Source organism: Xenorhabdus innexi (assembly GCF_002632485.1).
GTDB lineage: Bacteria > Pseudomonadota > Gammaproteobacteria > Enterobacterales > Enterobacteriaceae > Xenorhabdus > Xenorhabdus innexi.
Genome location: NZ_NIBU01000011.1, coordinates 64,405 through 89,629, shown reverse-complemented (window position 1 = coordinate 89,629; position 25,225 = coordinate 64,405). Strand labels below are relative to the sequence as shown.

Below are 25,225 nucleotides of genomic sequence, written 5' to 3'. Positions count from 1 at the left end.
TTCATCTCGTATGTTGCGACGACAAAACACACACCTTACAAGACAGAGTAAAAGCGCCGCCTTGTGGTCACGTTCATACTTCGCTTGCACTGCTGGCGGTGCAACAATTGAAACGTTAAAGGCTTATGTGGAGAGTCAGGCGACCCCAGATGAAGCCGCTATCGCGTCTTACGCCGTAAACCCTCGCCCGATGAGGGCGGGGGTTTACGGCGAAATTGCTAATAGGGGCTTCCTGATATAGTCCGATTATGCCAGCAATATCTGGGAGCTATTCTCGGGGCATTATTCTGGTAAACGTCGGTATTGTGCCTGCCTGCGTAACAAGCGTACTCCCAGCCAGCCACCACAAAGTGAGAGTAGCAGGCTGCTGATAACCGGTAACAGAACCCACATTTGCCACTGCGGCTGCCACGGAAATTCAAAAACCTTCGTCTGTAACAGCCAAAGGGCAATTTCAGCCCCAAATGCGGCGGCCAAGCCCGCCATCAAGCCCAGCAAGGCAAATTCACTCCACAGTGTACGCCGCAACAGCTTCTTACTGGCTCCCAGTGTCCGGTAAACCACCAGCTCAAGCTGCCTCTGACTCATACCGACCTGAATCTGTGCCAATAAAAGTAACCCGCCGCAAGCCATCACCAACACAACCATAATTTCCAATGCCTGACTCACCTGCTGCAAAATACTCTGGATCTGTTTAATCATAGAACCAATATCCAGCATACTGATGGTCGGGAAATGGCGATTGAGTTCTGTCAGCAATTTCCCGTCTCCGGCATAATGGAAGCTGGTCAGCCATGTCTGAGGCTGGTGTTCCAGTGTTTCTTCATCAAGAATGAACATAAAGTTCGGGTGCAGGCTTTCCCAGTCTACTTTGCGGATACTGCTTACTGTCACGTCAAAAGTCCGGGTATCTCCGGTGAAAGTCAGTTTATCCCCGATGTGAATCTGCAACCGATCCGCAACGCCCTGTTCAAGAGAAACTTCCTTTTGTTTCGGCGGCCAGTTCCCTTCAATAAGGGTATTGAACGGGGGTAATTCTTTTTTCCATGTTAAATTAAGCTCACGCCGTACTGTCGTACTCTTCGGGTGTACTTTATCAGCCCATTCAAGCGCAGGCTGCCCATTGATTTCAGTCAGGCGCGCCAGTACCACCGGATAAAATTCCGTTGGCTTTATTTTATATTGTGCCAACAACTCATCCACGGGTGTGATTTGTGATTGAGTCATATTTATCAGGAAATAATTCGGGCTATCCGGCGGCAGCTGTTGTTGCCATTGATTCAGTAAATCCCCTCTCACCATCACCAACAATGCTAATAGCATGAACGAGAGAGAGAATGCCGCCAGTTGTGTCATCGTCTGGAATGGACGGCATAACAATCGGCTAACAGCCAGACGCAGGCTTAGCTGGCGAAACGTGATACGCCGCAGAAGCCATAATCCGCCCCAACCTAATGCACCTAATAGCAGAGCGACAACAGGGACTCCTGCCAGTAACGACCATAATAGCGGCTCAGTACCCGCCAATAGTATTAATCCTCCGGCAATAAGCAGCGCTACCACAGGCAGGTAATAACGTAATGGCCAGATACTGGCAGAGACATCACTTCGTAATACTCTGGAGGGCTGAGTTGCCATTAATTGGTGATAAGGACGAATGCCCACCAGCAGGGCAATACTGAACAGAGCGCCAATTGCCCATACCCACGGCCACATTCCTGCTTCCGGTAATACCTTAGGCAACATTGCCGCCAGCACTCTAATCAGTACGGCTTCAAAAGCCAGCCCCAGTATGGAACCGATGAGAGTTGCAGCCAGTAATATCACCAGCCACTGCCCGATGATCCAGCGGCGAAGTGCCCAACGACCGGCTCCCAGTGTTTTCAGTATCGCAACCAGATTATGACGGCTGCGGCAATAATGCGTCATGGAAACAGCAACAGCCGCTACAGCCAGTAATAATGTCAGCAATGCCGATAACAACAGGAATTGCTGAGCACGCTCGATGGATTTCGCCAGCGCGCCATTATCCTGTTTCAGTGTTAACCAACGCTGATCGGCTTTTAATTGTGGCTCAGCCCATTGTTGGAATGATTGAATGGCTTCTGCTGAACCGGCAAACATATAACGGTAAGTCAGCCGACTTCCCGGCTGAATAGCCCCTGTTGCGTCAGCATCATCAATATTGATTAAGATCCGGGGAGAAATTTCAAACGGATTAAAACCACTGTCCGGTTCCTGCAAAAGTTCGCCGCTGATTTTTAATGTGGTATCACCCACATCAAGGCTGTCTCCCACTTTGATATTCAATAATTCCAGTAAGCGAGGTGCAACCAATACTGAGCCTTTTTCCGGTTTCAGCCCCGCAGGTCTGGTTTCCAGTTCACCATATAACGGATAGTATTTATCTGCGGCTTTCACCTGAGCCAGTTGCGGAACCTCTCCCGCATAACTCATCGTTGAAAATGAGATCTGGCGGCTTAGAGTCAGCCCTTTTTTCTGCGCCAGTTGCAACCATGATTGATCAACCGGATACGATGCACGCAATACCAGATCGCCAGCCAGAAAATCACGGCTCTGATAATGCACACTCTGATCAATGCGATCACCAATACGCCCCAGTGACAATACACAAGCCACCGCCAGCGTCAGCGATAACCAGACAATCAACAGCGATGGCGTACGCCATTCACGCCAGAACCAGCGCCAGATCATGCTTCCTCCCGCAATTTTCCGTCTGCCAGTCGTAAGCGCCGCTGGCAACGGGCAGCAAGCTGGTTATCATGAGTGACCAGAATCAGTGTTGTCGCATAATCGTGGTTGAGTGAAAACAGCAGGTCAGCTATGCGCTCCCCCGTCTGACGATCAAGATTACCTGTTGGTTCATCGGCAAATAAGATTTTAGGGCGGGTACTGAACGCTCTGGCCAATGCAACACGCTGCTGCTCTCCGCCAGAAAGCTGGGCTGGCATATGTTTCAGGCGCTTACCTAACCCTAACTGCTCAAGTAATTCAATCGCCTGCTCGCGGCTCTGGCTTTCGGATTCTCCACGCAGAAGTGCCGGAAGCTGTACGTTCTCCAATGCATTCAGAGTGGGGATCAACATAAACGACTGGAAAACAAAACCGACATTTTCTGCCCGTAATTGTGCCCGCTGTTCTTCATTCATCCGGCTGATATTCTGCCCGAGCAAATGCACTTCACCTGAGCTGCCATCGTCCAAACCGGCAATAATGCCCAAAAGGGTCGATTTCCCTGAACCTGATTCACCAATAAGTGCAATTGTCTGTGCTGGCTCGACAAGTAGCTCAACACCTTGCAATATATTAATTACCTGTTCCCCCTGACCAACATATTTAATGAGATTATGAACCTCAAGAGCACACTCTACAGCCATGTATTTTTCCTTTTGTTGTTAATGCTATGCAGCGCCAGAGCAATGGCGGCTGATACTCTGTTGATATTAGGTGACAGCCTCAGTGCGGGTTATCGCCTGCCGGTTGAGCAGTCGTGGCCTGTTCTCATGGCAAAGCAATGGCATCAATCCGGTAATAAAGTGAATATCGTTAATGGCAGTATCAGCGCAAATACCGCAGCGCAAGGCCTTGAACGCCTGCCTGAATTACTGAAACAACACAAGCCCAAATGGGTTTTAATAGAACTCGGTGCTAACGATGGGCTGCGTGGTTTTCCCGTCCGGCAAATAGAACAGGATCTGCAAAAAATTATTTCATTAATCAAACAGGCTGACGCTCAGCCGCTATTAATGCAGATCCGCATTCCGCCTAACTATGGAAAACGCTACACTGAATCTTTTGCCGGAATTTACCCTACCTTATCAAAAAATAATGATATCCCTTTATTGCCCTTTTTTATGGAGTTCGTTGCTATCAAACCAGAATGGATGCAAGATGACGGGTTGCACCCCAACCAGAACGCACAACCCTTTATTACAGATTGGATGTCCAGAAAGCTATCGGCATATATTACCCATAAGTAAAAATGTTCATTTATTAATAGTAAATCATTTATTCCAACGAATTAATGTAAATTGACAAGTAAAATTATGCAAAGAGCCATTCTTATTACCGGATGTTCCAGTGGTATCGGATTAGCCGCAGCCAAAACACTTCACCAGCGCGGCTATCGTGTTTTAGCTGCTTGTCGTAAACCTGCTGATTTGGCACACATGCGCGAATTGGGTTTAGAACCCATCGAGCTGGATTTAGATGATCGTGAAAGTGTTAAAAAAGCCGCTGAACAAGTTATTGAGCTAACTAATGGTCGTTTGTTCGCATTATTCAATAATGGTGGTTTTGGCGTTTATGGCCCGTTAGCAGGCATTTCCCGTGAGCAAATGGAAAAACAGTTTTCCACCAACTTCTTTGGCACCCATCAACTGACATGTCTGCTGCTACCGGCAATTAAGGCGAATGGTGAAGGAAGGATCATCCAGACCAGTTCTGTGCTGGGGTTAATTTCCACTCCGGGCCGTGGTGCGTATTCCGCCAGTAAACATGCGCTTGAAGCATGGTCTGATGCGCTGAGAATGGAGTTAGCCGGAAGTGGAATAAAAGTCAGCCTGATACAGCCGGGGCCAATTAACACTCGCTTTACAGAAAATGTTGCTCAGACAGAAATTGAGAATCCTGTCAAAAACTCAAAAATAGCGCGCCGTTTAGCGCTGACTCCTGAAGATGTTGTCACAAAATTAATTCACGCGCTGGAAAGCCCGAACCCTAAACTACATTATCCGGTGACGTTACTCACTCATATAGTTGCGATTCTGCGTCGCCTGCTGCCAGCAAGATTAATGGATAAAATCGTATCTTAAGTAGCATTAAGATTTAGTATTAAGATTGAAAAACCAGCAAGTCAGCCCTATTTATAATGTAATCACTTCTACCCAATGGATTTCGAGTTGAAACGCAGCTTGTAAGACATCGGATATATAACGAACGAGAGAGAAGCCATGGAACCGACGATGAATACTGATAGTAACACTGCTCAGATTGTTCGCATTAATGAAGCCAATATCGCTCAGGTTGTTCAACAGTCTTTAACCACACTTGTTGTATTCTATTTCTGGTCCCCGCAGGATCTACATTGCCATGAATTAGAGACTACTCTTGATAAGATCGCACATGAATATGCCGGTCAATTTATTCTGGCTAAAGTCGATTGTGATCAATTGGGCCATATCTCCGCACAATTTGGTGTACGGGCGATACCTACCGTACTTTTTGTGCGTGAAGCCCGCCCTTTTCACGGCTTTGAAGGGATGCAAACCGACGAAAATATCAGAAAAATGTTTGCCCAGATTCTGCAACAGTCAGAAAAGTCTCCGCTGGAACAGGCAAGTGAACTGCTTGTTGAGGGAAAAAATCAGGAAGCTCTGTCCTTACTGAAAGAAGCTCATCAGGAAGACCCGCAGGATACTGAACTAAGCTTACTCTTGGCTGAAGTCCATATTTCACTCAATCATCTGGAAGAAGCGCAAAAAGTACTGGAAACTATTCCATCAGAAGAGCAAGACCAGCGTTATCATGATTTACTGGCTACCATTGAATCACATAAACAAGCGGCTGACTCTCCTGAAATCAGGCAACTTTTGCAGGAAATGGCAGCTCAGCCAGAAAATGCAGAACTTGCTATTCAGTTAGCGTCTAAGTTACATGAAGTCGGACGTAATGAAGAAGCACTTGAGTTACTATTCGGTTTTCTGAAAAAAGATCTCTCTGCTGCCAATGGTGAAGTGAAGAAAACACTGATGGATATTATCACCGCGCTCGGTGCCGGAGATGTACTGGCATCCAAATATCGCCGTCATGTATACTCTTTACTCTATTAATTAAGCGTATTTATGTATTCCATGATTAACTAATAAAGGAATTGTTATGGATTTACTCTCTCTCGGGGCTGTGCCCATTCTGATTGTTATTGCCGTCGTTATCGTTTTTACCTGTGTTAAAACCGTTCCACAAGGATATCAGTGGACTGTAGAACGTTTCGGCCGCTATACACGAACCTTAACGCCGGGGCTGCATATTCTGGTTCCGTTTATTGATCGTATTGGTCGCAGAATCAATATGATGGAACAAGTACTGGATATCCCGTCTCAAGAAGTGATTTCCCGCGATAACGCCAATGTCACTATTGATGCTGTCTGCTTTATTCAGGTTGTCGATCCGGTACGCGCTGCCTATGAAGTCAGCAATCTTGAGCTGTCTATTATCAACCTGACCATGACTAACTTCCGTACTGTTCTGGGTTCCATGGAACTGGATGAAATGCTGTCACAGCGCGATTTAATTAACAGCCGCCTGCTGACTATCGTCGATGAAGCGACTAACCCGTGGGGCGTGAAAATTACCCGTATTGAGATCCGCGACGTGCGTCCACCGAAAGAATTGATCTCTGCGATGAATGCCCAGATGAAAGCTGAACGTACCAAACGTGCAGATATTCTGGAAGCAGAGGGTGTTCGTCAGGCCGCTATTCTGAAAGCGGAAGGGGAAAAGCAGTCTCAGATCCTGAAAGCAGAAGGTGAACGCCAGTCAGCATTCTTACAGGCAGAAGCCCGTGAACGTGCCGCAGAAGCTGAAGCAAGAGCGACAAAAATGGTTTCTGACGCAATTGCTGACGGTAATATGCAGGCGATTAACTACTTTGTCGCCCAGAAATATACGGATGCGCTTACCAGTATTGGTGCCGCAGATAATAGCAAGGTCATTATGATGCCACTGGATGCCAGCAATCTGATGGGGGCTATCGGAGGCATTGCCGAGCTGATTAACGAAAGTAAGAAAAATAGACAGGATAACTGACTATGATTGAACAGATTGCCACTCAACCGGTCTGGTTCTGGCTCTGTTTTGGCGGGTTACTGTTAATTGCTGAATTGCTGGGTACGGGGGGATACTTACTATGGACAGGAATTGCGGCGGTAATTGTCGCTCTGATCACATGGATTTTCCCCACAATGAGCTGGGAATTGCAAGGCACACTGTTTGCCCTGTTAACATTACTCTCTGCTATCGCATGGCGAAGCTGGCTTCGCCACCACCCGCAGAAGAGTAGTGATGAGATGCTCAATCAGAAAAATCAGCAATTAATCGGGCAACATGCCCGATTAACCAGAGATACTGAAAATGGCTATGGACGTATCAAACTGGCTGACGGCAGTTGGCGCATTCACTGTGACCATGAACTCACTGCCGATACAGAAGTTGAAATAATCGCCGTTGACGGGATCACTTTAAAAGTTAAGCCGGTATCCCATCAATCATGATTTGCACAGCAACCCGATAGTTGTTCAATGATGGGGCAATCAGCCCCATCATCTCCCGGACATTCAGCCGCCAGGGTGAGTAACTTTTCCCTGATATTCTGTAATTCTGCAATCGTTTTTTCGATTTCAGCCACTTTTTGTAATGTTGCCGCCTTTACATCGATGCTATGACGATTAGGGTTGTGAAATAACCGTAATAATTCCCGACACTCTTCCAGAGTAAATCCCACCTCCCTCGCCTGCCGTAAAAGGATTAACTCATCAATATGCTTCTGTTGATAAAAACGATAGCCATTATCTGCTCGCCCCGGCGCCGTAATCAGCTCTTTTTCTTCATAAAACCGGATAGCTTTGCTGGTTAAGCCCGTTTTCTGGGCAATCTCACTGATATTCATCATTCCCCCTTGACCTTCCCCTTGCAGGAAGGTTTAGCCTAAACAGATAACGAGCTATACCCGATAATAATAAGTATATCACTCTGTTTCAGGAGATTTTACGATGCCCTCAACAACCATTCTCGCACTTCAGGGTTTAACCTGCATGCACTGTATCAACCGTGTCAAAAAAGCGTTGGAACATCTAACCGAAGTTGAACAGGCTGAAGTCACCCTTGAATACGCTAAAGTGATCGGCACTGCAACACCGGATACCTTAATCGCCGCCATTAGTGAGGCTGGCTATCAGGCTTTCATCGCGACTCGCCCCGATGTTGAGTTGCAACTTTCCGGATTAAATTGCATGAAATGTGCTGGTAAAACCCAAAAAGCACTGGAATCAGTGGCTGGAATTATTGCAGCCGAAGTGAACACCCAAACAGCCAAAATTTACGGGAAGGCAGAAGAAAATGCCTTAATTAATGCGGTCAAACAGGCGGGTTATCATGCCGAGTTAGCTATGGCAACAACTGCTCCTATTCCAATCGCAACATCAGAAAAACAGCCTGTTGCTGATGTTTCTCTTAACGACGATGACAGCGTTCAGCTTCTATTGGATGGCATGAGCTGTGCAAGTTGTGTCAGTAAAGTACAAAAAGCGCTGCAATCTGTTGAGGGTGTTAAAAATGCCAGAGTCAATCTGGCGGAAAGAAGTGCGCTCATTACAGGGGCTGCATCGCCAGATGCGCTGGTGAATGCGGTTATCAAAGCAGGCTATGGTGCTGAAATCATTCTGGATGAAACTGAACGGCGGGAACGACAGCAACAGATTGCACAGGCTAATATGCGTCGTTTCCGCTGGCAATCCGCTCTTGCACTGGTTGTCGGGGTTCCGGTGATGATTTGGGGCATGATAGGCGACAATATGATGCTCACACCGGAAAATCATACCATCTGGCTGAGTATTGGTCTGGCGACTCTTGCCGTCATGATATTTGCTGGCGGGCATTTCTACCGTAACGCTTGGCAGAGCCTGAAGAACGGCAGTGCCACAATGGATACATTAGTAGCACTGGGAACAGGTGCTGCATGGCTCTATTCCATCAGTGTCAACTTGTGGCCGGATATTTTTCCACCTCAGGCACGTCACATTTATTATGAAGCCAGTGCCATCATTATCGGTTTAATTAATCTTGGTCATGCCTTAGAGCAACGCGCACGTCAGCGTTCTTCGCAGGCACTCGAGCGATTGCTGGATTTAACCCCTCCGACAGCACGAGTTATAACACCAGAAGGCGAAGTAACACTACCGCTGGCTGATGTTAAACCCGATATGACACTACGGCTGGTCACCGGAGATCGGGTTCCCGTTGATGGTGAGATCATTCAGGGCACTGTCTGGCTGGATGAAGCCATGCTAACGGGAGAAGCTATTCCTCAACAAAAAACAATCGGTGATACGGTTCATGCCGGAACCGTCGTTCAGGATGGTACCGTTCTCTTTAAGGCTTCAGCCATCGGCAGCCAAACCACTTTAGCTAGAATCATCAAACTGGTGCGTCAGGCACAAAGCAGTAAACCTGAAATCGGTCAAATGGTTGATAAAATATCTTCAATATTTGTGCCTGTCGTCGTTGCTATTGCACTGGTTTCCGCCGCTATCTGGTATTTTATCGGCCCGGCACCTCAAATTATGTACGCGCTGGTCATCACCACTACCGTACTGATTATTGCCTGCCCTTGTGCGCTTGGTCTGGCTACCCCCATGTCCATTATTTCAGGGGTCGGAAGAGCGGCTGAATTAGGCGTATTAATACGTGATGCCGATGCTCTGCAACAGGCCAGCCAACTCGATACCCTTGTGTTTGATAAAACCGGAACCCTGACAGAAGGAATGCCACAGGTTACTGAAATTCACACTTTCAATGGCTACACTGAAGAGCAGGTATTACTGTGGGCAGGTGCGCTGGAAAGTGGTTCAAATCACCCTTTAGCAAAAGCAATTCTCCTGAAAGTGGACGACAGGAAAATTGAGAGTAAACAATTGCCTGACATAATCCAGTTTCGCACTCTGGCAGGAACAGGGGTTCGGGGAAATGTCGGTAACACAACACTGCTGTTAGGTAACCTGAGCTTACTTGAGCAGAATCAAGTTGAAACAACCGAGCTAAAAAAACAAGTAACACAGCAAGCCGAAAAAGGTATTACGCCTGTTCTGCTGGCTGTTGACGGGAAAATAGCAGCTCTGTTTTCAATACGTGATCCACTGCGTCAGGATACAGTTTCAGCCCTGCAACGCCTGCATTATCAGGGCTATCATTTAGTGATGCTGACGGGAGATCACCCCGTAACTGCTAATGCTATAGCCAAAGAAGCGGGTATTGATCAGGTTATTGCCGGTGTCCTGCCTGATGGTAAAGCCGCAACTATTCAGGCATTACAGTCTGAAGGCAGAAAAGTGGCAATGATTGGTGACGGAATTAATGATGCTCCGGCACTGGCACAGGCTGATGTAGGGATTGCAATGGGTGGCGGCAGTGATATCGCCATTGAAACAGCATCAATCACCCTGATGCGTCACAGCCTGCACGGGGTTGCTGATGCCGTTGAATTATCCAAAGGAACACTGCGTAATATGAAGCAAAACCTGTTCGGGGCATTTATCTATAATACTCTGGGTATCCCGATTGCAGCCGGTATTCTCTACCCTTTTACCGGCACATTGTTAAACCCGGTGATTGCCAGCGCTGCCATGGCACTCTCTTCCATTACCGTGGTCAGTAACGCCAACCGGTTATTACGCTTTAAAACTAAAGAGTAATACCCTGAATTTCGAAAAACTCAACAAGGAAGTTAGTTTTTCATTTCTCGTACTTTTCCCTACTTTCCTGTTAACCTTTAATACATTAGCATATCGGCTTACATCCATTAACGGAGTTGTAATATGGGAAAACTAATGACCTATCTCAGTAATGTATTAGGACTGAATTCCCAACGAGATTACCCCTATCCTGCTTTCGATGTCACTCTGCCTGAAGACAGACAATTACATATTGTTGGCAGTATTCACATGGGTACAGAAAATATGTATCCACTTTCTGAAACACTGCTTGAACAGTTGGAACAATGTAATTCATTGATTGTGGAGGCTGATATAACCCAATCAGGTTCACCATTTCAGCAGATACTCCCGGATCAGACCGTACTGTCACAACGTTTATCATCTGAACACTTTACTTTTCTACAGCAATACTGTCATGAACTCCATCACCCTATAGAGCTACTGGATACACTGCCTTCCTGGCAGGTTGCCCTGACTCTTCAGGCTGCTCAGGCTAAATACTTAGGAATGAGCCCTCAATATGGTATTGATTACCAATTACTGAACAGCGCCAAAGCCATTGATAAAAAGATCATCGAACTGGAAGGAACTGATGCACAGGTTAATTTGCTTACCGGGCTGCCGAATGGCGGCCTGTCTCTGTTAGAAGATACACTTGTTCACTGGCACACTAATGCCCGTGCTTTACAGACTATGATCGGCTGGTGGATGAACTACCAATCAGACCAGAAAAACCCGGTATTACCCCAAACTTTCTGTGACGCTATTTACCAGACTCTGATGACTGAACGTAACCATCAATGGAGCGCACAATTGCGTGCCTTACCTGCGGGAAAATATTTAGTGGCTGTCGGTGCATTACATCTTCATGGTAAAAGTAATTTGCTACAGTTGTTGCAGCAACAAGGATAAAAAACATTTCAAATAATCGATAACTTATACCCAATGGATTTCAAGTTACCTCACAGCGGCAAGGGCGTTTACCCATCCAAAGGATGACTTTCAGTGAGTGTACACAGCTAACGAAGAGGCAACTTGAAAGACGAAGGATATATACAGGAAATAACATATGACTCCCGCCATAGTTCTGCTGGAAAAACAAAAAATCACTTTTAAGATTCACTCTTATGAACACGATGCCAATGAACATAATTTTGGTGATGAAGTTGTCAGAAAATTAGGTTTAGATGCAACAAAAGTTTTTAAAACTCTTTTGGTTTCATTAAATAGTGATCCTAAAAATCTCGTTGTTGCTGTCACTCCGGTAGCAGGGCAATTGGATCTGAAAAAAGTCGCCAGAGCATTTAAAGCCAAAAAAGCCGATATGGCCGATCCTCAACTGGCGCAAAAGATAACGGGCTATCTGGTGGGGGGAATCAGCCCGTTGGGTCAGAAAAAACGCCTTCCTACCGTGATTGACCGTCAGGCAGAAACTTTACCGACCCTGTTTATCTCCGGTGGTAAGCGTGGTCTGGATATTGAACTGGCTCCTGCTGATTTATGCCAGCTATTAAATAGTTCATTTGCTGATATTGCCAAAATTTGAAAACTCGTTGTAATTATCACTAAATTTTTCGAGTCGGCTCTGTTTTCCCGAAAACAGGGTCTTGTTCAATTTTATAATGCCGATATACTTTCCATACAGAAAAATAATATTATTTACTCTTTCAAATAACTTAATGTATTTAACTAAAAGGAGATAAAATGGCTACTTCTTCTATTTTCAGGCAGATTGTTATTACTGATCCTAAAGCAATTAAAATGCTACGAAAGGCCAACAGAAGACCATTTAAAACTAATTTTGATAAAATAGACCTTGAAACTCAAGAAAAAGAGGCAGTGGAAATATTAAAACAAAAATTCTCACTTTAAGTAAAGTATTATCGATACTTGGCAGAGATAAAACAGAAGAATATTTATTCTCTTTCTCCTGCCCATTAAATCCAGATGTAGAATATTTTTTACATATGAATTCAATTAGATTTGAACAGGCTGATGTAACCAAAACATACCTGATTATAGATCAAAAGGGGATAATTCTCGCTTACTTTTCATTAACTTTTAAGGAGTTGAATACATATTCTTTTTCAATTTCAAAAACAAAAATTAAGAAATTAGATGGTATCAGTAAAAATGCCAATACAATAAAAGTGTATTTGGTCGGACAAATAGCAAAAAACTTTGCAATCAACCAAAACACAATGAAATCAAAAATAATTTTCACATATGTGAAAAACATTATTATTACAGCAAAATCTTTGATTGGAGGAAGAATAATTGCTCTAGAATGTGAAAATAACACCAAACTCATAAAACTATACATAGCAAATGGCTTTGAGAAACTACCAAAAAAAGAAGAAGGAGAAAAAAGCTCACTAATAACCATGATATTAAATAGTTAGATAATTATCTATTTTCAATCACTCCTATTTTATAAGATTTATCACTATTATAAATAATCGATAAAAGACCATCCGTCTTACAGATGGTCTTTATTTTGTAATAATCAGATTTCACTCATTATCACTTGTAGGCTATTTCACCTTTGGGTTCATAGCTCTCAACTTTCAATGGAGAATGTTTTTCAATATAACCTTTCAACACTTCCGCATCGACAAAACCTGTATTTACATATCCCGGCAAGTTATCGATGCGTGGATAACCATCACCACCGATCGCATTGAAATTCAATGTTGCCATACGATACGTTTTATTCAGATCCAAAGGCTTTCCGGCAATTTTTACATCGCTGATATTTTTACCTTCTTTCACAAAACTGACATTATAGAACTGACCATAAGCACCTGAATCTGCTTCCATATTCGCAGCAGCAGTCAAATAGGGCAAAACTTCACTACCTTTGAAATCAACATAAACGAGCTGATTGCCAAACGGATGAACTTTCAGTACATCTTTATAAGTGATATCTCCTGCTTCGATAGAATCACGGACACCACCACCACTCATCACAGCAAAATCAGCATTGGCGCGTTCCATTTGTGCTGCCAGCACAAGATGAGCCATATTGGTCTGTATAAAACGAACTTTGCTGCGATCACCCTCTAATTTACCATCAACTGATCCAATTTTGACACTCAGTTTCTGATTGCCTTTATCCTGATAAGGTGTCAACAGTTTCAGCATTTCTGGATTTTGGGGAATTTGCTGAGTGTAATAAACCCGCTCAGTACTTCCATCTTCTTGTTTGACTCTTTTATTTAAATTGATGGGAATTAACTGGTAGTGCATTAACTTAAATTCGCCATTGCGGAATTGGAAATCTGCCCGACCAACATACTTACCCCATTCATGAGCCTGAACAATCCACGTTCCATTCTGACGATCCGGGGAACAAGGCGTTCCCGGTACATAATCCACCTGTTTATAATTTTTATTTTCCGCAGACATACAAACCGGATCTTGTGAATGCCCACCCACAATCATATTTAAATAACCAGCGGGTAAACTGCGCGCCATTTCCACATCCCCGGGAGCATTTGTACCATGATGACCATCGTCATAGTGCCCCATATGAGTTGCAGCAATAATGACATCCGGTTTTTCATTTTTCTTCAGTTCGTCAATAACTTTTTTCGCTTCTTCAGCAGGTACACGGAATTCTACATCCGGGAAGTTAGCCGGATTACCTATTTTGGCTGTATCATCAGTTGTTAAACCAATAACTGCAATTTTAACCCCTTGCTTATCAAATACCACATAGGGCTTAAATAAACGTTTACCGGTACTTGTCTGGTAAATATTTGCTGACAGAAGTGGAAAGTTAGCCCATTTCTGCTGTTGATAAAGTACATTCAAAGGTTTATCAAACTCATGATTTCCCAGAGTCATCGCATCATAACCCACCAGATTCATGCCCTTAAAATCCGGTTCAGCATCCTGCATATCTGATTCAGGTACACCCGTGTTGATGTCTCCGCCCGATAGCAATAATACGCTGCCACCTTTTTTGGCAACTTCCTGACGAATCGAATCCACCACCGTTTTCTGCGCAGCCAGTCCGTACTCGCCATGATCATTCTGCCAAAAGTGACCATGATGATCATTGGTATGTAAGATCGTAATATCGTACGTTTTATCTTTTTCCCAGGCCGAAGCCACTATCGGTGATAAAGCCAGAGAAACAACAAGGGTACATACTGACGCTTTAAATGAAAATTTCATCGGGTATCTCCATGCTCCTAAATAGATTGACTGTGTGACTGTTATTGTTTTTCACCGATGCCAAAACCTGCCCTATTTCAAAAGATGTTACTTATTTTAAAAAGAAACATGATTGACACAGGCATATATTCAACAACGGAACAGAATGGCAGCACTGCACTTAATGCCGTATTTTTTCGATCAAGATTACATAAATAAGTGATTAAATAGAGTGCTATTCCATTTTTTTGCGATAGACATCAAATTATAACAAGATGCACAAAGGTTTTTATTGGAAAGTGAACATACGTTAAGTTGTAACAATTAAATGGCCATTCAACACTTCTGCCAGCCTCGTCTATAAACTGGAACTACTCCCTGATAAAACGGAGATGATAGCCGGATTACACTTTGGGTTAACGCTTGGTATCAGGGGTTAGGGACAGTCACTCTTAGATATGTAGCAGATAAATTCAGTATAGGATTGATTTACAAAAGCTATAGTTTTCTAGCACTTCTTTGCAATTTTTCTCTATTCTCTACAAAGACGAGACATAAAGGTAGAAAAATCAGCATAAAATAATAAAATTTATTAGTTATTCATAAACACTTCTCTTTGTAAACATGAGTAAATAATAAAAAAATCAACATAAAATACCATTACAATGATATTTATACAGATTACCCTCATTTTTACAAATAAGTATATTTTTCAAGCAAATGTCTCAAATTATTTGTAAAATAAAATAATTACCTCATCTAATAATACAGCATATTACATTTATCCAACTCAGAAGGAGACTTGATGGAGCATTCGACACCTCTAATCACGACTATTGTTGGCGGTTTTCTCCTCGCCTATCTGCTCGGCATGCTTGCACAGCGTCTGAAGATATCCCCTTTGGTCGGTTATCTTATGGCTGGTGTGCTTGCTGGGCCTTTTACACCAGGTTTTGTTGCCGATACTTCTCTGGCGCCTGAACTTTCAGAAATTGGCGTGATCTTACTGATGTTTGGTGTCGGTCTGCATTTTTCACTCAAAGATTTATTAGCCGTAAAGTCAATCGCAATCCCGGGAGCTATCGCCCAGATTGCCGTGGCAACTCTTCTGGGCGCTGGCCTGTCAAAATTACTGGGCTGGGGTTTATTCAGCGGGATTGTTTTTGGTCTCTGCTTGTCAACCGCCAGTACTGTAGTCCTGCTCAGGGCACTGGAAGAACGTCAGCTCATTGATAGCCAGCGAGGGAAAATTGCCATTGGCTGGCTGATTGTCGAAGATCTTGCAATGGTGCTGGCTCTGGTACTGCTGCCAGCATCCGCGAGTATTTTAGACAACCAGAATACGGATATCGGTCAGTTACTTCTGGAACTTGCTATTACCATTGGCAAAGTTGTCGCTTTTATTTTATTGATGATTTTTGTCGGCCGCCGCCTTATTCCCTGGCTTCTGGCAAAAACAGCCGGAACAGGCTCCCGCGAATTATTTACTCTTGCCGTCCTTACTATTGCCTTAGGAGTCGCCTATGGTGCAGTAGAGCTGTTTGATGCCTCATTTGCACTGGGAGCATTTTTTGCCGGAATGGTACTGAATGAGTCAGAACTGAGTCATAGAGCGGCGCAGGATACTCTGCCTCTCAGAGATGCTTTTGCGGTCCTGTTTTTTGTTTCGGTAGGCATGCTGTTTGACCCAATAATTCTGTTCCAACAACCGATCGCCATTTTAGGCACTCTGGCTATTATTATTATCGGCAAATCTATCGCCGCTCTGCTGTTGGTCAGGCTCTTCGGTCATTCACGGCGTACTGCATTAACTATTTCTGTCAGCCTTGCCCAGATTGGTGAGTTTGCCTTTATTCTGGCAGGATTAGGCGTCACTTTAGGCGTGCTGGATGCTGATGCACGTAATCTGATACTTGCAGGTGCTATTCTTTCCATTATGTTAAATCCGATTTTATTCAACCTGTTGGATCGCTATCTGGCAAAAACAGAAACGATAGAAGAGCAGTTATTGGAAGAAACATTAGAAGAAGAAACTCAAATTCCTGTCAATATATGCGGTCATGCTATTGTTGTGGGATATGGCAGAGTCGGTCGTCAGCTTTGCCAGCGCCTACAGGAAAAAAACTTTCCTATGGTCGCGATTGAAGATACACGAGCCCGGTTTGAAGAGCTGGGAGAAGTGGGAATTAGTGCTGTGATAGGAAATGCCGCCAGAAAAGATATCATGGCATTAGCAAGACTGGATTGTGCTTGTGCGCTATTCCTGACTATTCCGAATGGCTATGAAGCTGGCAAAATTATCGAGAGTGCAAGAGCGATCCGGCCAGATATCAATATTATCGTTCGTGCTCATTACGATGATGAAGTCACTTATCTTACAGAGCACGGCGCTGATCATATTATTATTGGCGAGCACGAAATCGCCAGAGCAATGGCTGATTCACTCCCTGAATCCACACCTAACTGCCCGATAGCGCTACAACCATCATTTTCACCCACCAATTCCTCAGCAGCATAATGAATTGATAAATATGGAGTATCCCGCCGATTCCATCGGGATACTCCTGAATGGCAGTAATTAACGTTCCCAGTAAGATTCTTCCAGACTATCTTCCTTTTCTGGTAATCCGCGTGTCAGCCGAGGGGCATGCTGACTCAGTACCTGATAGCTCACTCGGTTTGCATACTTACACACCTGTGCCAAAGAAGAATATGTCAGACAAGAACGCATATGTTTACTGGAGTTAGGAATGTTTATACGGTGATAACTATTAGCGGTAATGTCATGCAGTAAGGCAGATAGTGCCCCATCCCCGGCACCATTCGTATTCATGATTTTTTCAGGCCCTCCCATATATGGTTCAATATGAGAATAGACCCGTAGAGGGTTCTGGCAATCAGCCTGACGCATTGCCCGACTGAATTCAAAACGATTAAATTCGGCAATGGCTCCCGGTAATAACGGGTGTGATGTCTGGCGCTTATGTTCTTCTTCTGTATAACCTGCCATATACAGTCCCGCCGGGCCAGCAGTGCACAATACAAGATCCACCCAATTCAGTGCCATATCTGCCGCCAATAGCGGATCACTAAAACCTGTCAGTTCCAGAGCCTCATCTTCATTCATCGCGACCACAGAAACATGCTCTGCCAGAAAATCACGCCACCACTGAGGATCGTCCGCGATAACATATTTTGTCCCCAGTGTCAGAACAACAGGCACATTATGTTTTTTCGCATATTCAATGGCTTTCATTGTTGCTTCCGGCATCGGCTCACCAGCTTTACAGCGTACGAGATATGCCGTGATTACCAGTGCTGACGCTTCCGCAATAATATGTTCGGGGATACTTTCCGGTCTAAGCTGATTCATTAAACCCGGGCTGATGGCGAATGTTCTTTCACCATTTTCAGTTATCAGAGTAAAACAACGACCGATTGGGCCATCGACTCCCTGAAGGTAATTTAAATTCATCCGGCTGGAAGTATTACAAAGATAGCAATAGGAGTAGCTGCCGATTTGGATATTATTGCACATAGTGCCAAGCAACACAGATTTGTCATCAGCCAGCACAGAGTAGTTGTGCAGAGTATTGCCAATCGTTCCACCCGCAAATTCATGGCTGATTAAGTTATTTTCTGCCAGCTCATTATAGAGTGCTTCAGCAACATCATCTTCAATAACTAATGAATGTCCCTGACTCAGGTTATAACGTTGGATAAAGCTTTCATCAACCTTCGCTTCAATATCTACCAGTATCTGGTCGATACCAACAATATAAGCTCGATTATTTTCAGTATCCATCGTCTCTTTGATGGGCTGGAGCAGTGGGTCTCTCAGACTGACAGGAAAATAGTGTTTAGATTTGCGTTTACCGGGGAATTTCATAATTGATTGTTGCTATGGAGCGAAAACATGCGCCATATTAGCATAATCCCACTATGAAACAAAAAGCACAGTATCTATGAAAAGAAACAGCCAATGTAATGACACACTGGCTGTATAGTTTCACTGATTATGAGTCGCTGATGATTAAATTCAGCTCATAATCTTTAAGCTGTTTGCTTCTGGCGGCTGCGCACCATATGGCGCATCAGAACAAACATAACAGACAGAATAAAACCAATAAAACCAGCACCAATCAGAATTAACAGACGCTTCGGTGAATCTTTTGATGTTGGCTCGTAAGGCTCTTCCATATATTTGAATGGCTGGAAATCAAGTTTATCAATATTGACGGCTTCCAGATTTTTAATATACAGAAGGCGGTTACGCAGGTCAGGATCTATTGTTGTTGCATCGGTAATGCCTTCGGTGATCTGCAATTTACGTTGCAACGCATCGGAACCCAGAGCAATTGAATAATCCGGGTCATCTTTAACAACTGCACCACCACTAGAGACCGGCTTTTTGATACCGGCTGAATCAGCAATGGAAATTGCATATTTCAGTCGTTCAATATCTGTAGCACGCATATTGGTAATGCGTCCTAAATCAATATCATACATTTTTTTCGAATAAGCCAGTTTCTGACTTACTTCATCATTCAGTTCATCTTTTATCTGATCACGTACAACAGAGGAAATAAATTTGATATAACCAGACAATAAATGATAAGAATCTTCTGCTGTTCCTGCACTGAAAGAAAGCGTTGTTTCATAAAATTCATTATCTTTATCTTTTTTAGGGACGGACGAAGAAATATTTTTATTTACAATATGTTCAATCAGACTTCTTTTAGCCTGTGTCGTAATTTCTTCTTTACTGGCAAGCAGCGTTCTGAAGTAGTCAGTATCCACCAGATACTCTTCACGCAGTACGCGGGAGTTATAGTTTTCAATAAAACGCTTAAATAACGAATCTTCTGTAATCTTTGGTTCAAGATTAAGAACTTTCAGTTCTGTTAAGACATTTTTTAATGGCTGAAATTGTTCCAGCTCAGGTTGTACCACTGCTGCCGTACTGGTCCATTTTTGTGGCAAAAATGATGCAACACCAAAGCCAATCACGGCAAAAATGAAGGATACTGCGATAATCAAATATTTTGACTGAAATATGACGGAGAACAGCTCAAACAGATCAATTTCATCTTCCTGCTTTGGATGATAATAGTCTGCATTCCCCTCATAAAAATCTGTATGCTTAACTGGTTTATTACTCATTATCTCTATGTCCAATCCAAATAATTTTACTTCTCGTTATTCCCTGCCAGATTACTGTTCCAGCCTGCGTTATATATGATTTTGAAGCAATATCCTGAAAAATCACACAACTGACAGAATACATACCGACTAACTATAAGCAAAAAGATCCGTATCTGCCAATGTACTTCCGGTATGAAACTCAACCACAAACCATAACTGCCAATCATTTATTATCTCATGGCATCATGGATTAATTGCGTGAACAGTGAAATATGCGCCTCATTATCGTTAAGTGCAGGTATATATTCAAACTTTTTCCCACCTGCATCTAAAAAAATAGCTTTATTCTGCTGCTTAATTTCTTCCAGTGTTTCCAGACAATCCGATGCAAAACCCGGACAAAGCACCTGAATATGTTCAACATTCTGTTCCGGCAGAGAAGCTATTGTTTTGTCCGTATAGGGTGCTAACCACGGCAAACGGCCAAAGCGGGATTGGTATGTCATCATAATTCTGTCTGCCGGATAATCCAACAATTGCGTCAGAAGGTTAGTTGTTGCCAGACAGTTTTGTGGATAAATATCCCCCATTTCAGCCAAACGCTCAGGAATACCGTGATAAGAAATGATCAGGCGGTCGGGTTGACCATGTTTTTCAAAACTCTGTTCTACTGTTTCCTTTAATGCGGCAATATATGCAGGGTGCTGTGCGTAACTGCGGATGAATTTCAGATGTGGGATCGTACGATATCCCTGTAATACTTTACTGAGGCTATCAAACACTGCCGCTGAAGTTGTACTTGAATATTGGGGATACAAAGGAAGTACGATGAGATATTCAACACCTTGCTGTAGTAACTTATCTACTGCCTGAGATAATGAAGGTGAACCATAAGTCATTCCCAGTTCCACAGGAATATTACCCAGTTGTTCACTCAGCCGCTGTTTCTGCCGTTTACTGTAAACTAATAAAGGTGAACCTTCGTCTGTCCAGATATCCTGATACAGTTTGGCTACACGGAAAGAACGAAAAGGAAGAATAAAGCCATACAACAGCGGCTTCCAAATCAATGGCGGAATATCCACTACCCGCCGATCACTTAAGAATTCTGCCAGATAACGCCTTATTGCAGCAGGTGTCGGCGCGTCTGGTGTACCAAGGTTAACCAATAGCACACCATAATTACAATTACTCATTATTCAACACTCCACCCATTAAAGTGACGGATAATTCAGGATAAAACTCGGTGATAGTCACATAATACATTTTATGGGGGAGATCTGATATGGAAAGGTAAAGTCAGGCGGTATTGACTCCGCCTGCTCTACAATTTCAGAATTTAAATGAATCTGAAACCTGTCGTACATCTATCTCAGGGTACTGATATCTGAGAGTATTAACCCAGAATACGGGCTAATTCTTCGCTGACTTCAGCGACCTGACGAGTTCCATCAAGTTTGAAGTAGCTTGTATTACCTGCCTGTGCTTCTTGCTGATAGTAAGAAACCAAAGGTGCAGTCTGAGCGTGGTATTCAACCAGACGTTTACGAACAGTATCTTCCTGATCATCTTTACGGACTGTCAGTTCTTCACCTGTAATATCGTCACGATTTTCCACTTGCGGTGGGTTGAATTTGATATGGTAAACACGACCTGATGGAGCATGTACACGGCGACCGATAATACGATCAACGATGATTTCATCTGGTACATCAAATTCCAGTACATAATCAACACTGACACCCGCTTCTTTCATCGCATCAGCCTGAGGAATTGTACGTGGGAACCCATCCAACAAGAATCCGTTACGGCAATCATCTTGTTTGATGCGCTCTTTAACCAAAGCAATAACCAGTTCGTCAGTGACCAGCTTGCCATTATCCATCAGTTCTTTTGCTTTTAAACCCAACTCGCTGCCCGCTTTTACTGCGGCACGCAACATGTCACCTGTCGAAATTTGAGGGATCCCATATTTCTCCATGATAAATTGCGCCTGAGTCCCCTTACCGGCGCCTGGTGCGCCCAGCAGAATAATACGCATTGCGTAAATCCCCTTGCTATTTGCTTTTCGTATTTTTTAAAGAAAACGAACCACCATACCATTGGAGTGGTAGTGACTCAAGAAAACAGGTAACCGTTTTCGTATTTATCAAAAAATAAACCACGCCTAACTTTCCGTTGAAGCGTGGTTTACTATACACTTCGTCTTTCAAGCTGCCTCTTTGTTGGCTACGCTCACTCACCCGGTCACATAGTTATCTATGTGACCGGGGATTTACTCCCTTACCGCTGCGATGCAACTTGAAATCCATTGTGTATATAATTTAATGACATTACGCGCTTTCAGCTAATAATAATTGATTCATACGACGGATAAATTGGTTTGGATCATCCAATGTGCCACGTTCAGCAAACAGAGCCTGTTCCAGCAACAACTCTACCCAGTCAGAAAATTGGCTGTCATCCTGAATCTCAGCCGCCTTTTTAACCAGACTATGATCCGGATTCAACTCAAAGTTGTAGCTGACTTCAGGAGCGGACTGGCCTGCCGCGGCAAACAGTTTTGCCATTTGAGTCGTCATTCCGTCAGCATCAGTGGTCACGATCGCTGGTGTATCAGTCAGTCTATGAGTCAGTTTGACTTCTTTCACTCGCTCGCCAAGTAGTGTCTTCACACGCTCAACGAATGGTTCCAGTTTCTTATCTTCTTCTTCCTGCTCTGCTTTATTTTCATCAGCCAGTTTATCGAGGGACTCATCGGCTTTGCTGACTGACTGGAAAGATTTTCCGTCAAATTCTGTCAGGTAGCTCATCATCCATTCATCGATACGGTCAGATAGCAGCAGGACCTCAATACCTTTCTTACGGAACAGTTCCAGATGCGGACTATTTTTCGCCGCAGCATAGCTATCTGCGGTAATATAGTAAATCTTTTCCTGACCTTCTGTCATGCGGCTGACGTAGTCTTCCAGAGAAACCGTTTGTGAAGCACTGTCATTATGCGTAGTCGCAAAACGCAGTAACTTAGCGATAGCTTCTTTATTTCCGCCATCTTCAGCTGGGCCTTCTTTCAGAACCAGACCAAACTGCTGCCAGAAAGACTGGTATTGTTCCGCATCATCTTTCGCCAGTTTATCCAGCATTTGTAATGCACGTTTAGTCAATGCACTGCGCAGATTACGGGTAATTGAACTGTCCTGTAGAATTTCGCGGGATACGTTCAGTGGCAGGTCATTGGAATCAATCAGACCGCGAATAAAACGCAGATAATTCGGCATGAACTGCTCAGCTTCATCCATGATGAATACACGCTGTACATACAGTTTCAACCCATGCTTATGTTCGCGGTTCCACAAATCCCATGGTGCCTGAGAAGGAATATACAGCAGACTGGTATACTCCTGCTTTCCTTCAACACGGTTATGACTCCAGCTCAGAGGATCAGCAAAATCGTGGGAGATGTGTTTATAAAATTCTTTATACTCATCATCGCTGATTTCAGCTTTACCGCGAGTCCACAATGCCTGAGCTTTGTTGATTTTTTCCCATGTTACGGTAACTGAATCATCTTCTTCATTTTTAGTCTGGGTTTCGATTTCCACCGGTAAGGCAATATGGTCAGAATATTTGCCGATAACCGAACGCAGACGCCAGTCGTTCAGGAACTCATCTTCCCCTTCACGCAAATGCAGAGTGATTTCTGTACCACGTTCTGCTTTTTCGATATCAGCAACGGTGTAATCACCTTCACCGGTTGATTCCCAGAATACACCCTGCTCAGTCGCCGCACCTGCTGCACGGGTACGTACAGTCACTTTATCAGCAACAATAAAGGAAGAATAAAAACCAACACCGAACTGACCAATCAATTGGCTGTCTTTAGCCTGATCAGAGCCGATAGATTCAAGAAATGCTTTAGTTCCTGATTTTGCAATCGTTCCGAGGTTATCGATCACTTCATCACGGGTCATACCAATACCATTATCACTAATGGTAATTGTTTTATTCTCTTTATCAAAAGCCAGACGAACACGTAGTTCACCATCATTTTCGTACAGTTCTGGCGCTGATAATGCACGGAAACGTAATTTATCCGCCGCATCTGATGCGTTTGAAATCAGCTCACGGAGGAAAATTTCTTTATTGGAATAGAGAGAATGGATCATCAACTGTAACAGTTGTTTGACTTCAGATTGAAATCCACGGGTTTCTTGATCTTTCATGCTCATTTATTACCTCAATCTAAATCCAGTTCAGATATGTAAAATCGGACGATGGTAATCAGATGGGGATAAAACCTGAAAGTTTCAAGTTCAGAGAATAAGAAGAATATAAAATTAATTATTTAAGTTAGCAAAACCAATGAATTATCAAACAAATTATGGATGGTGGCGGGTTTCACAACACCATCCATTAGGATCTTCCATTAAAAAATGGAGGATGATCACAAACCAGTGATTTTATGGCGACCGGCAAGGGAATGGGACAGTGTTGTTCCGTCAACCATTTCAAGCTCCCCTCCAACAGGAACACCATGTGCAATACGACTGGCAGTCACACCATATTGCGAACACATTTCAGCGATATAATTCGCGGTTGCCTCTCCTTCGACAGTCGGATTAGTTGCCAGAATAACTTCTGACAGCGTTTCAGAAGATAACCGTTCTTCCAAACGATCCAGCCCGATATCCATAGGACCAATACCATCCAGCGGTGATAAATGTCCCATAAGGACAAAATAGCGCCCGGCAAATTGACCAGTCTGCTCAATAGCGTGGATATCTGCCGGACTCTCAACCACGCAGATCTGACCGTTTTGCTGACGACGGGGATTGGTGCAAATCGTGCACTGTTCCTGTTCTGTAAACGTCCGGCAGTCCTGACAATGACCAATCTCAGACATAGCACGAGTCAATGCCTGAGCAAGCCGCATACCGCTACTGCGATCCCGTTGTAAAAGATGAAACGCCATCCGTTGTGCCGATTTAGGGCCGACCCCCGGCAAACAACGCAATGATTCCATCAGGGATTCAAGAAGAGGGCTGGTTTGCATCAGAAAGGCATCTTAAAGCCGGGTGGTAACTGCATTCCGCTGGAAACACTGGCCATTTTTTCTTTTTGAGTTTCTTCAATACGACGAGCCGCATCATTGAATGCCGCAGCAATCAAATCTTCCAGCATATCTTTATCATCGTCCATCAGGCTTGGATCAATTTCAACACGACGGCAGTTATGTGCGCCATTAATAGTGACTTTCACCAGACCCGCACCAGATTCACCAGTCACTTCCAGACTTGCAATTTCTTCCTGCATTTTCTGCATTTTATCTTGCATCTGCTGGGCCTGTTTCATCAAATTGCCCAAACCACCTTTACCAAACATAATTCTCTCTCTTTGCTGTAGACACAGTA

General features: G+C 43.8%; 22 protein-coding genes and 1 pseudogene. 12 read left to right on the top strand and 11 right to left on the bottom strand.

What is annotated here, in order from left to right; genetic code table 11:
* Nucleotides 1-151 (top strand): annotated as a pseudogene (locus tag Xinn_RS06860) (transposase); the annotation flags it as partial.
* 131 nt (nt 152-282) lie between these two features.
* Here the strand turns inward: Xinn_RS06860 and ybbP are convergent.
* Together ybbP and ybbA are read right to left on the bottom strand one after the other, a co-directional pair.
* On the bottom strand, nt 283-2,715 hold the full coding sequence (gene ybbP, locus Xinn_RS06855) for a putative ABC transporter permease subunit YbbP (RefSeq protein WP_086955441.1): 2,433 nt from the start codon (nt 2,713-2,715) through the stop codon (nt 283-285).
* Nucleotides 2,712-3,398, bottom strand: coding sequence for a putative ABC transporter ATP-binding protein YbbA (ybbA, locus tag Xinn_RS06850; RefSeq protein ID WP_086955440.1), 687 nt, complete (start codon nt 3,396-3,398; stop codon nt 2,712-2,714). Before ybbA ends, ybbP begins: the two co-directional genes overlap by 4 nt.
* Between ybbA and tesA the strand changes: the two genes are divergently transcribed.
* From tesA to Xinn_RS06825, 5 genes are all read left to right on the top strand, one after another.
* Nucleotides 3,369-4,001, top strand: a complete 633-nt coding sequence (gene tesA, locus Xinn_RS06845) for a multifunctional acyl-CoA thioesterase I/protease I/lysophospholipase L1 (protein ID WP_186435660.1) — start codon at nt 3,369-3,371, stop codon at nt 3,999-4,001. The genes ybbA and tesA overlap by 30 nt on opposite strands.
* A gap of 66 nt (nt 4,002-4,067) precedes the next feature.
* Nucleotides 4,068-4,835, top strand: coding sequence for an SDR family oxidoreductase (locus Xinn_RS06840; RefSeq protein ID WP_086955439.1), 768 nt, complete (start codon nt 4,068-4,070; stop codon nt 4,833-4,835).
* 138 nt (nt 4,836-4,973) lie between these two features.
* Complete coding sequence (locus Xinn_RS06835; protein ID WP_086955438.1) at nt 4,974-5,852, top strand: co-chaperone YbbN; 879 nt, start codon at nt 4,974-4,976, stop codon at nt 5,850-5,852.
* Between the two features lie 46 nt (nt 5,853-5,898).
* Nucleotides 5,899-6,828 carry an SPFH domain-containing protein gene (locus Xinn_RS06830; RefSeq protein WP_086955437.1) on the top strand — a complete coding sequence of 310 codons (930 nt, stop codon included), beginning with the start codon at nt 5,899-5,901 and terminating at the stop codon, nt 6,826-6,828.
* A gap of 2 nt (nt 6,829-6,830) precedes the next feature.
* Entirely contained in the window at nt 6,831-7,292 is a 462-nt protein-coding gene (locus tag Xinn_RS06825) for an NfeD family protein (RefSeq protein ID WP_086955436.1), read from the top strand.
* Here the strand turns inward: Xinn_RS06825 and cueR are convergent.
* Nucleotides 7,283-7,687, bottom strand: a complete 405-nt coding sequence (gene cueR / locus Xinn_RS06820) for a Cu(I)-responsive transcriptional regulator (protein WP_086955435.1) — start codon at nt 7,685-7,687, stop codon at nt 7,283-7,285. The genes Xinn_RS06825 and cueR overlap by 10 nt on opposite strands.
* A 103-nt stretch (nt 7,688-7,790) precedes the next feature.
* On the opposite strand from cueR, the gene copA reads away from it, so the two are divergent.
* From copA to Xinn_RS06800, 5 genes are all read left to right on the top strand, one after another.
* Nucleotides 7,791-10,487, top strand: coding sequence for a copper-exporting P-type ATPase CopA (copA, locus tag Xinn_RS06815; RefSeq protein ID WP_086955434.1), 2,697 nt, complete (start codon nt 7,791-7,793; stop codon nt 10,485-10,487).
* A 123-nt stretch (nt 10,488-10,610) separates the two neighbouring features.
* Nucleotides 10,611-11,420, top strand: a complete 810-nt coding sequence (locus Xinn_RS06810; RefSeq protein WP_086955433.1) for a TraB/GumN family protein — start codon at nt 10,611-10,613, stop codon at nt 11,418-11,420.
* A 157-nt stretch (nt 11,421-11,577) separates the two neighbouring features.
* Nucleotides 11,578-12,054: a Cys-tRNA(Pro)/Cys-tRNA(Cys) deacylase YbaK gene (gene ybaK / locus Xinn_RS06805; RefSeq protein ID WP_086955432.1), complete on the top strand. Its 477-nt coding sequence runs from the start codon at nt 11,578-11,580 to the stop codon at nt 12,052-12,054.
* Nucleotides 12,055-12,212: 158 nt separating this feature from the next.
* The gene (locus tag Xinn_RS21930) at nt 12,213-12,380 is read left to right on the top strand and encodes a hypothetical protein (protein WP_169923539.1); all 168 of its coding nucleotides are present in this window, start codon (nt 12,213-12,215) and stop codon (nt 12,378-12,380) included.
* 95 nt (nt 12,381-12,475) lie between these two features.
* Nucleotides 12,476-12,910, top strand: a complete 435-nt coding sequence (locus tag Xinn_RS06800; RefSeq protein WP_169923538.1) for an acetyltransferase — start codon at nt 12,476-12,478, stop codon at nt 12,908-12,910.
* Nucleotides 12,911-13,031: 121 nt separating this feature from the next.
* Here Xinn_RS06800 and ushA read toward each other — a convergent pair whose 3' ends face one another.
* The gene (gene ushA, locus Xinn_RS06795) at nt 13,032-14,690 is read right to left on the bottom strand and encodes a bifunctional UDP-sugar hydrolase/5'-nucleotidase UshA (RefSeq protein WP_086955431.1); all 1,659 of its coding nucleotides are present in this window, start codon (nt 14,688-14,690) and stop codon (nt 13,032-13,034) included.
* Nucleotides 14,691-15,474: 784 nt separating this feature from the next.
* Between ushA and ybaL the strand changes: the two genes are divergently transcribed.
* Nucleotides 15,475-17,187, top strand: coding sequence for a YbaL family putative K(+) efflux transporter (gene ybaL / locus Xinn_RS06790; protein ID WP_086955430.1), 1,713 nt, complete (start codon nt 15,475-15,477; stop codon nt 17,185-17,187).
* A gap of 60 nt (nt 17,188-17,247) precedes the next feature.
* On the opposite strand, the gene Xinn_RS06785 is transcribed toward ybaL, so the two are convergent.
* The 7 genes from Xinn_RS06785 to Xinn_RS06750 form a co-directional block, all read right to left on the bottom strand.
* On the bottom strand, nt 17,248-18,558 hold the full coding sequence (locus Xinn_RS06785) for an inosine/guanosine kinase (protein WP_086955429.1): 1,311 nt from the start codon (nt 18,556-18,558) through the stop codon (nt 17,248-17,250).
* Nucleotides 18,559-18,722: 164 nt separating this feature from the next.
* The gene (wzz(fepE), locus tag Xinn_RS06780; RefSeq protein WP_086955428.1) at nt 18,723-19,832 is read right to left on the bottom strand and encodes an LPS O-antigen length regulator Wzz(fepE); all 1,110 of its coding nucleotides are present in this window, start codon (nt 19,830-19,832) and stop codon (nt 18,723-18,725) included.
* A 212-nt stretch (nt 19,833-20,044) separates the two neighbouring features.
* A complete protein-coding gene (gene hemH / locus Xinn_RS06775) occupies nt 20,045-21,010 on the bottom strand; it encodes a ferrochelatase (RefSeq protein WP_086955427.1) in 966 nt (321 codons plus the stop codon).
* Between the two features lie 200 nt (nt 21,011-21,210).
* Entirely contained in the window at nt 21,211-21,855 is a 645-nt protein-coding gene (adk, locus tag Xinn_RS06770; RefSeq protein WP_086955426.1) for an adenylate kinase, read from the bottom strand.
* A gap of 292 nt (nt 21,856-22,147) precedes the next feature.
* Complete coding sequence (htpG, locus tag Xinn_RS06760; protein ID WP_169923537.1) at nt 22,148-24,037, bottom strand: molecular chaperone HtpG; 1,890 nt, start codon at nt 24,035-24,037, stop codon at nt 22,148-22,150.
* A gap of 221 nt (nt 24,038-24,258) precedes the next feature.
* The gene (gene recR / locus Xinn_RS06755) at nt 24,259-24,867 is read right to left on the bottom strand and encodes a recombination mediator RecR (protein ID WP_086955424.1); all 609 of its coding nucleotides are present in this window, start codon (nt 24,865-24,867) and stop codon (nt 24,259-24,261) included.
* Complete coding sequence (locus Xinn_RS06750; RefSeq protein ID WP_086955423.1) at nt 24,867-25,196, bottom strand: YbaB/EbfC family nucleoid-associated protein; 330 nt, start codon at nt 25,194-25,196, stop codon at nt 24,867-24,869. The genes recR and Xinn_RS06750 overlap by 1 nt, the downstream gene beginning before the upstream one ends.
* Nucleotides 25,197-25,225: the final 29 nt, after the last annotated feature.

Bases quoted from the DNA above. Each gene is read 5' to 3' on its own strand.
- ybbP (WP_086955441.1), bottom strand. From the start codon at position 2,715: ATGATCTGGCGCTGGTTCTGGCGTGAATGGCGTACGCCATCGCTGTTG.
- tesA (WP_186435660.1), top strand. From the start codon at position 3,369: ATGAACCTCAAGAGCACACTCTACAGCCATGTATTTTTCCTTTTGTTG.
- ybbA (WP_086955440.1), bottom strand. From the start codon at position 3,398: ATGGCTGTAGAGTGTGCTCTTGAGGTTCATAATCTCATTAAATATGTT.
- Xinn_RS06840 (WP_086955439.1), top strand. From the start codon at position 4,068: ATGCAAAGAGCCATTCTTATTACCGGATGTTCCAGTGGTATCGGATTA.
- Xinn_RS06835 (WP_086955438.1), top strand. From the start codon at position 4,974: ATGGAACCGACGATGAATACTGATAGTAACACTGCTCAGATTGTTCGC.
- Xinn_RS06830 (WP_086955437.1), top strand. From the start codon at position 5,899: ATGGATTTACTCTCTCTCGGGGCTGTGCCCATTCTGATTGTTATTGCC.
- Xinn_RS06825 (WP_086955436.1), top strand. From the start codon at position 6,831: ATGATTGAACAGATTGCCACTCAACCGGTCTGGTTCTGGCTCTGTTTT.
- cueR (WP_086955435.1), bottom strand. From the start codon at position 7,687: ATGAATATCAGTGAGATTGCCCAGAAAACGGGCTTAACCAGCAAAGCT.
- copA (WP_086955434.1), top strand. From the start codon at position 7,791: ATGCCCTCAACAACCATTCTCGCACTTCAGGGTTTAACCTGCATGCAC.
- Xinn_RS06810 (WP_086955433.1), top strand. From the start codon at position 10,611: ATGGGAAAACTAATGACCTATCTCAGTAATGTATTAGGACTGAATTCC.
- ybaK (WP_086955432.1), top strand. From the start codon at position 11,578: ATGACTCCCGCCATAGTTCTGCTGGAAAAACAAAAAATCACTTTTAAG.
- Xinn_RS21930 (WP_169923539.1), top strand. From the start codon at position 12,213: ATGGCTACTTCTTCTATTTTCAGGCAGATTGTTATTACTGATCCTAAA.
- Xinn_RS06800 (WP_169923538.1), top strand. From the start codon at position 12,476: ATGAATTCAATTAGATTTGAACAGGCTGATGTAACCAAAACATACCTG.
- ushA (WP_086955431.1), bottom strand. From the start codon at position 14,690: ATGAAATTTTCATTTAAAGCGTCAGTATGTACCCTTGTTGTTTCTCTG.
- ybaL (WP_086955430.1), top strand. From the start codon at position 15,475: ATGGAGCATTCGACACCTCTAATCACGACTATTGTTGGCGGTTTTCTC.
- Xinn_RS06785 (WP_086955429.1), bottom strand. From the start codon at position 18,558: ATGAAATTCCCCGGTAAACGCAAATCTAAACACTATTTTCCTGTCAGT.
- hemH (WP_086955427.1), bottom strand. From the start codon at position 21,010: ATGAGTAATTGTAATTATGGTGTGCTATTGGTTAACCTTGGTACACCA.
- adk (WP_086955426.1), bottom strand. From the start codon at position 21,855: ATGCGTATTATTCTGCTGGGCGCACCAGGCGCCGGTAAGGGGACTCAG.
- htpG (WP_169923537.1), bottom strand. From the start codon at position 24,037: ATGAAAGATCAAGAAACCCGTGGATTTCAATCTGAAGTCAAACAACTG.
- recR (WP_086955424.1), bottom strand. From the start codon at position 24,867: ATGCAAACCAGCCCTCTTCTTGAATCCCTGATGGAATCATTGCGTTGT.
- Xinn_RS06750 (WP_086955423.1), bottom strand. From the start codon at position 25,196: ATGTTTGGTAAAGGTGGTTTGGGCAATTTGATGAAACAGGCCCAGCAG.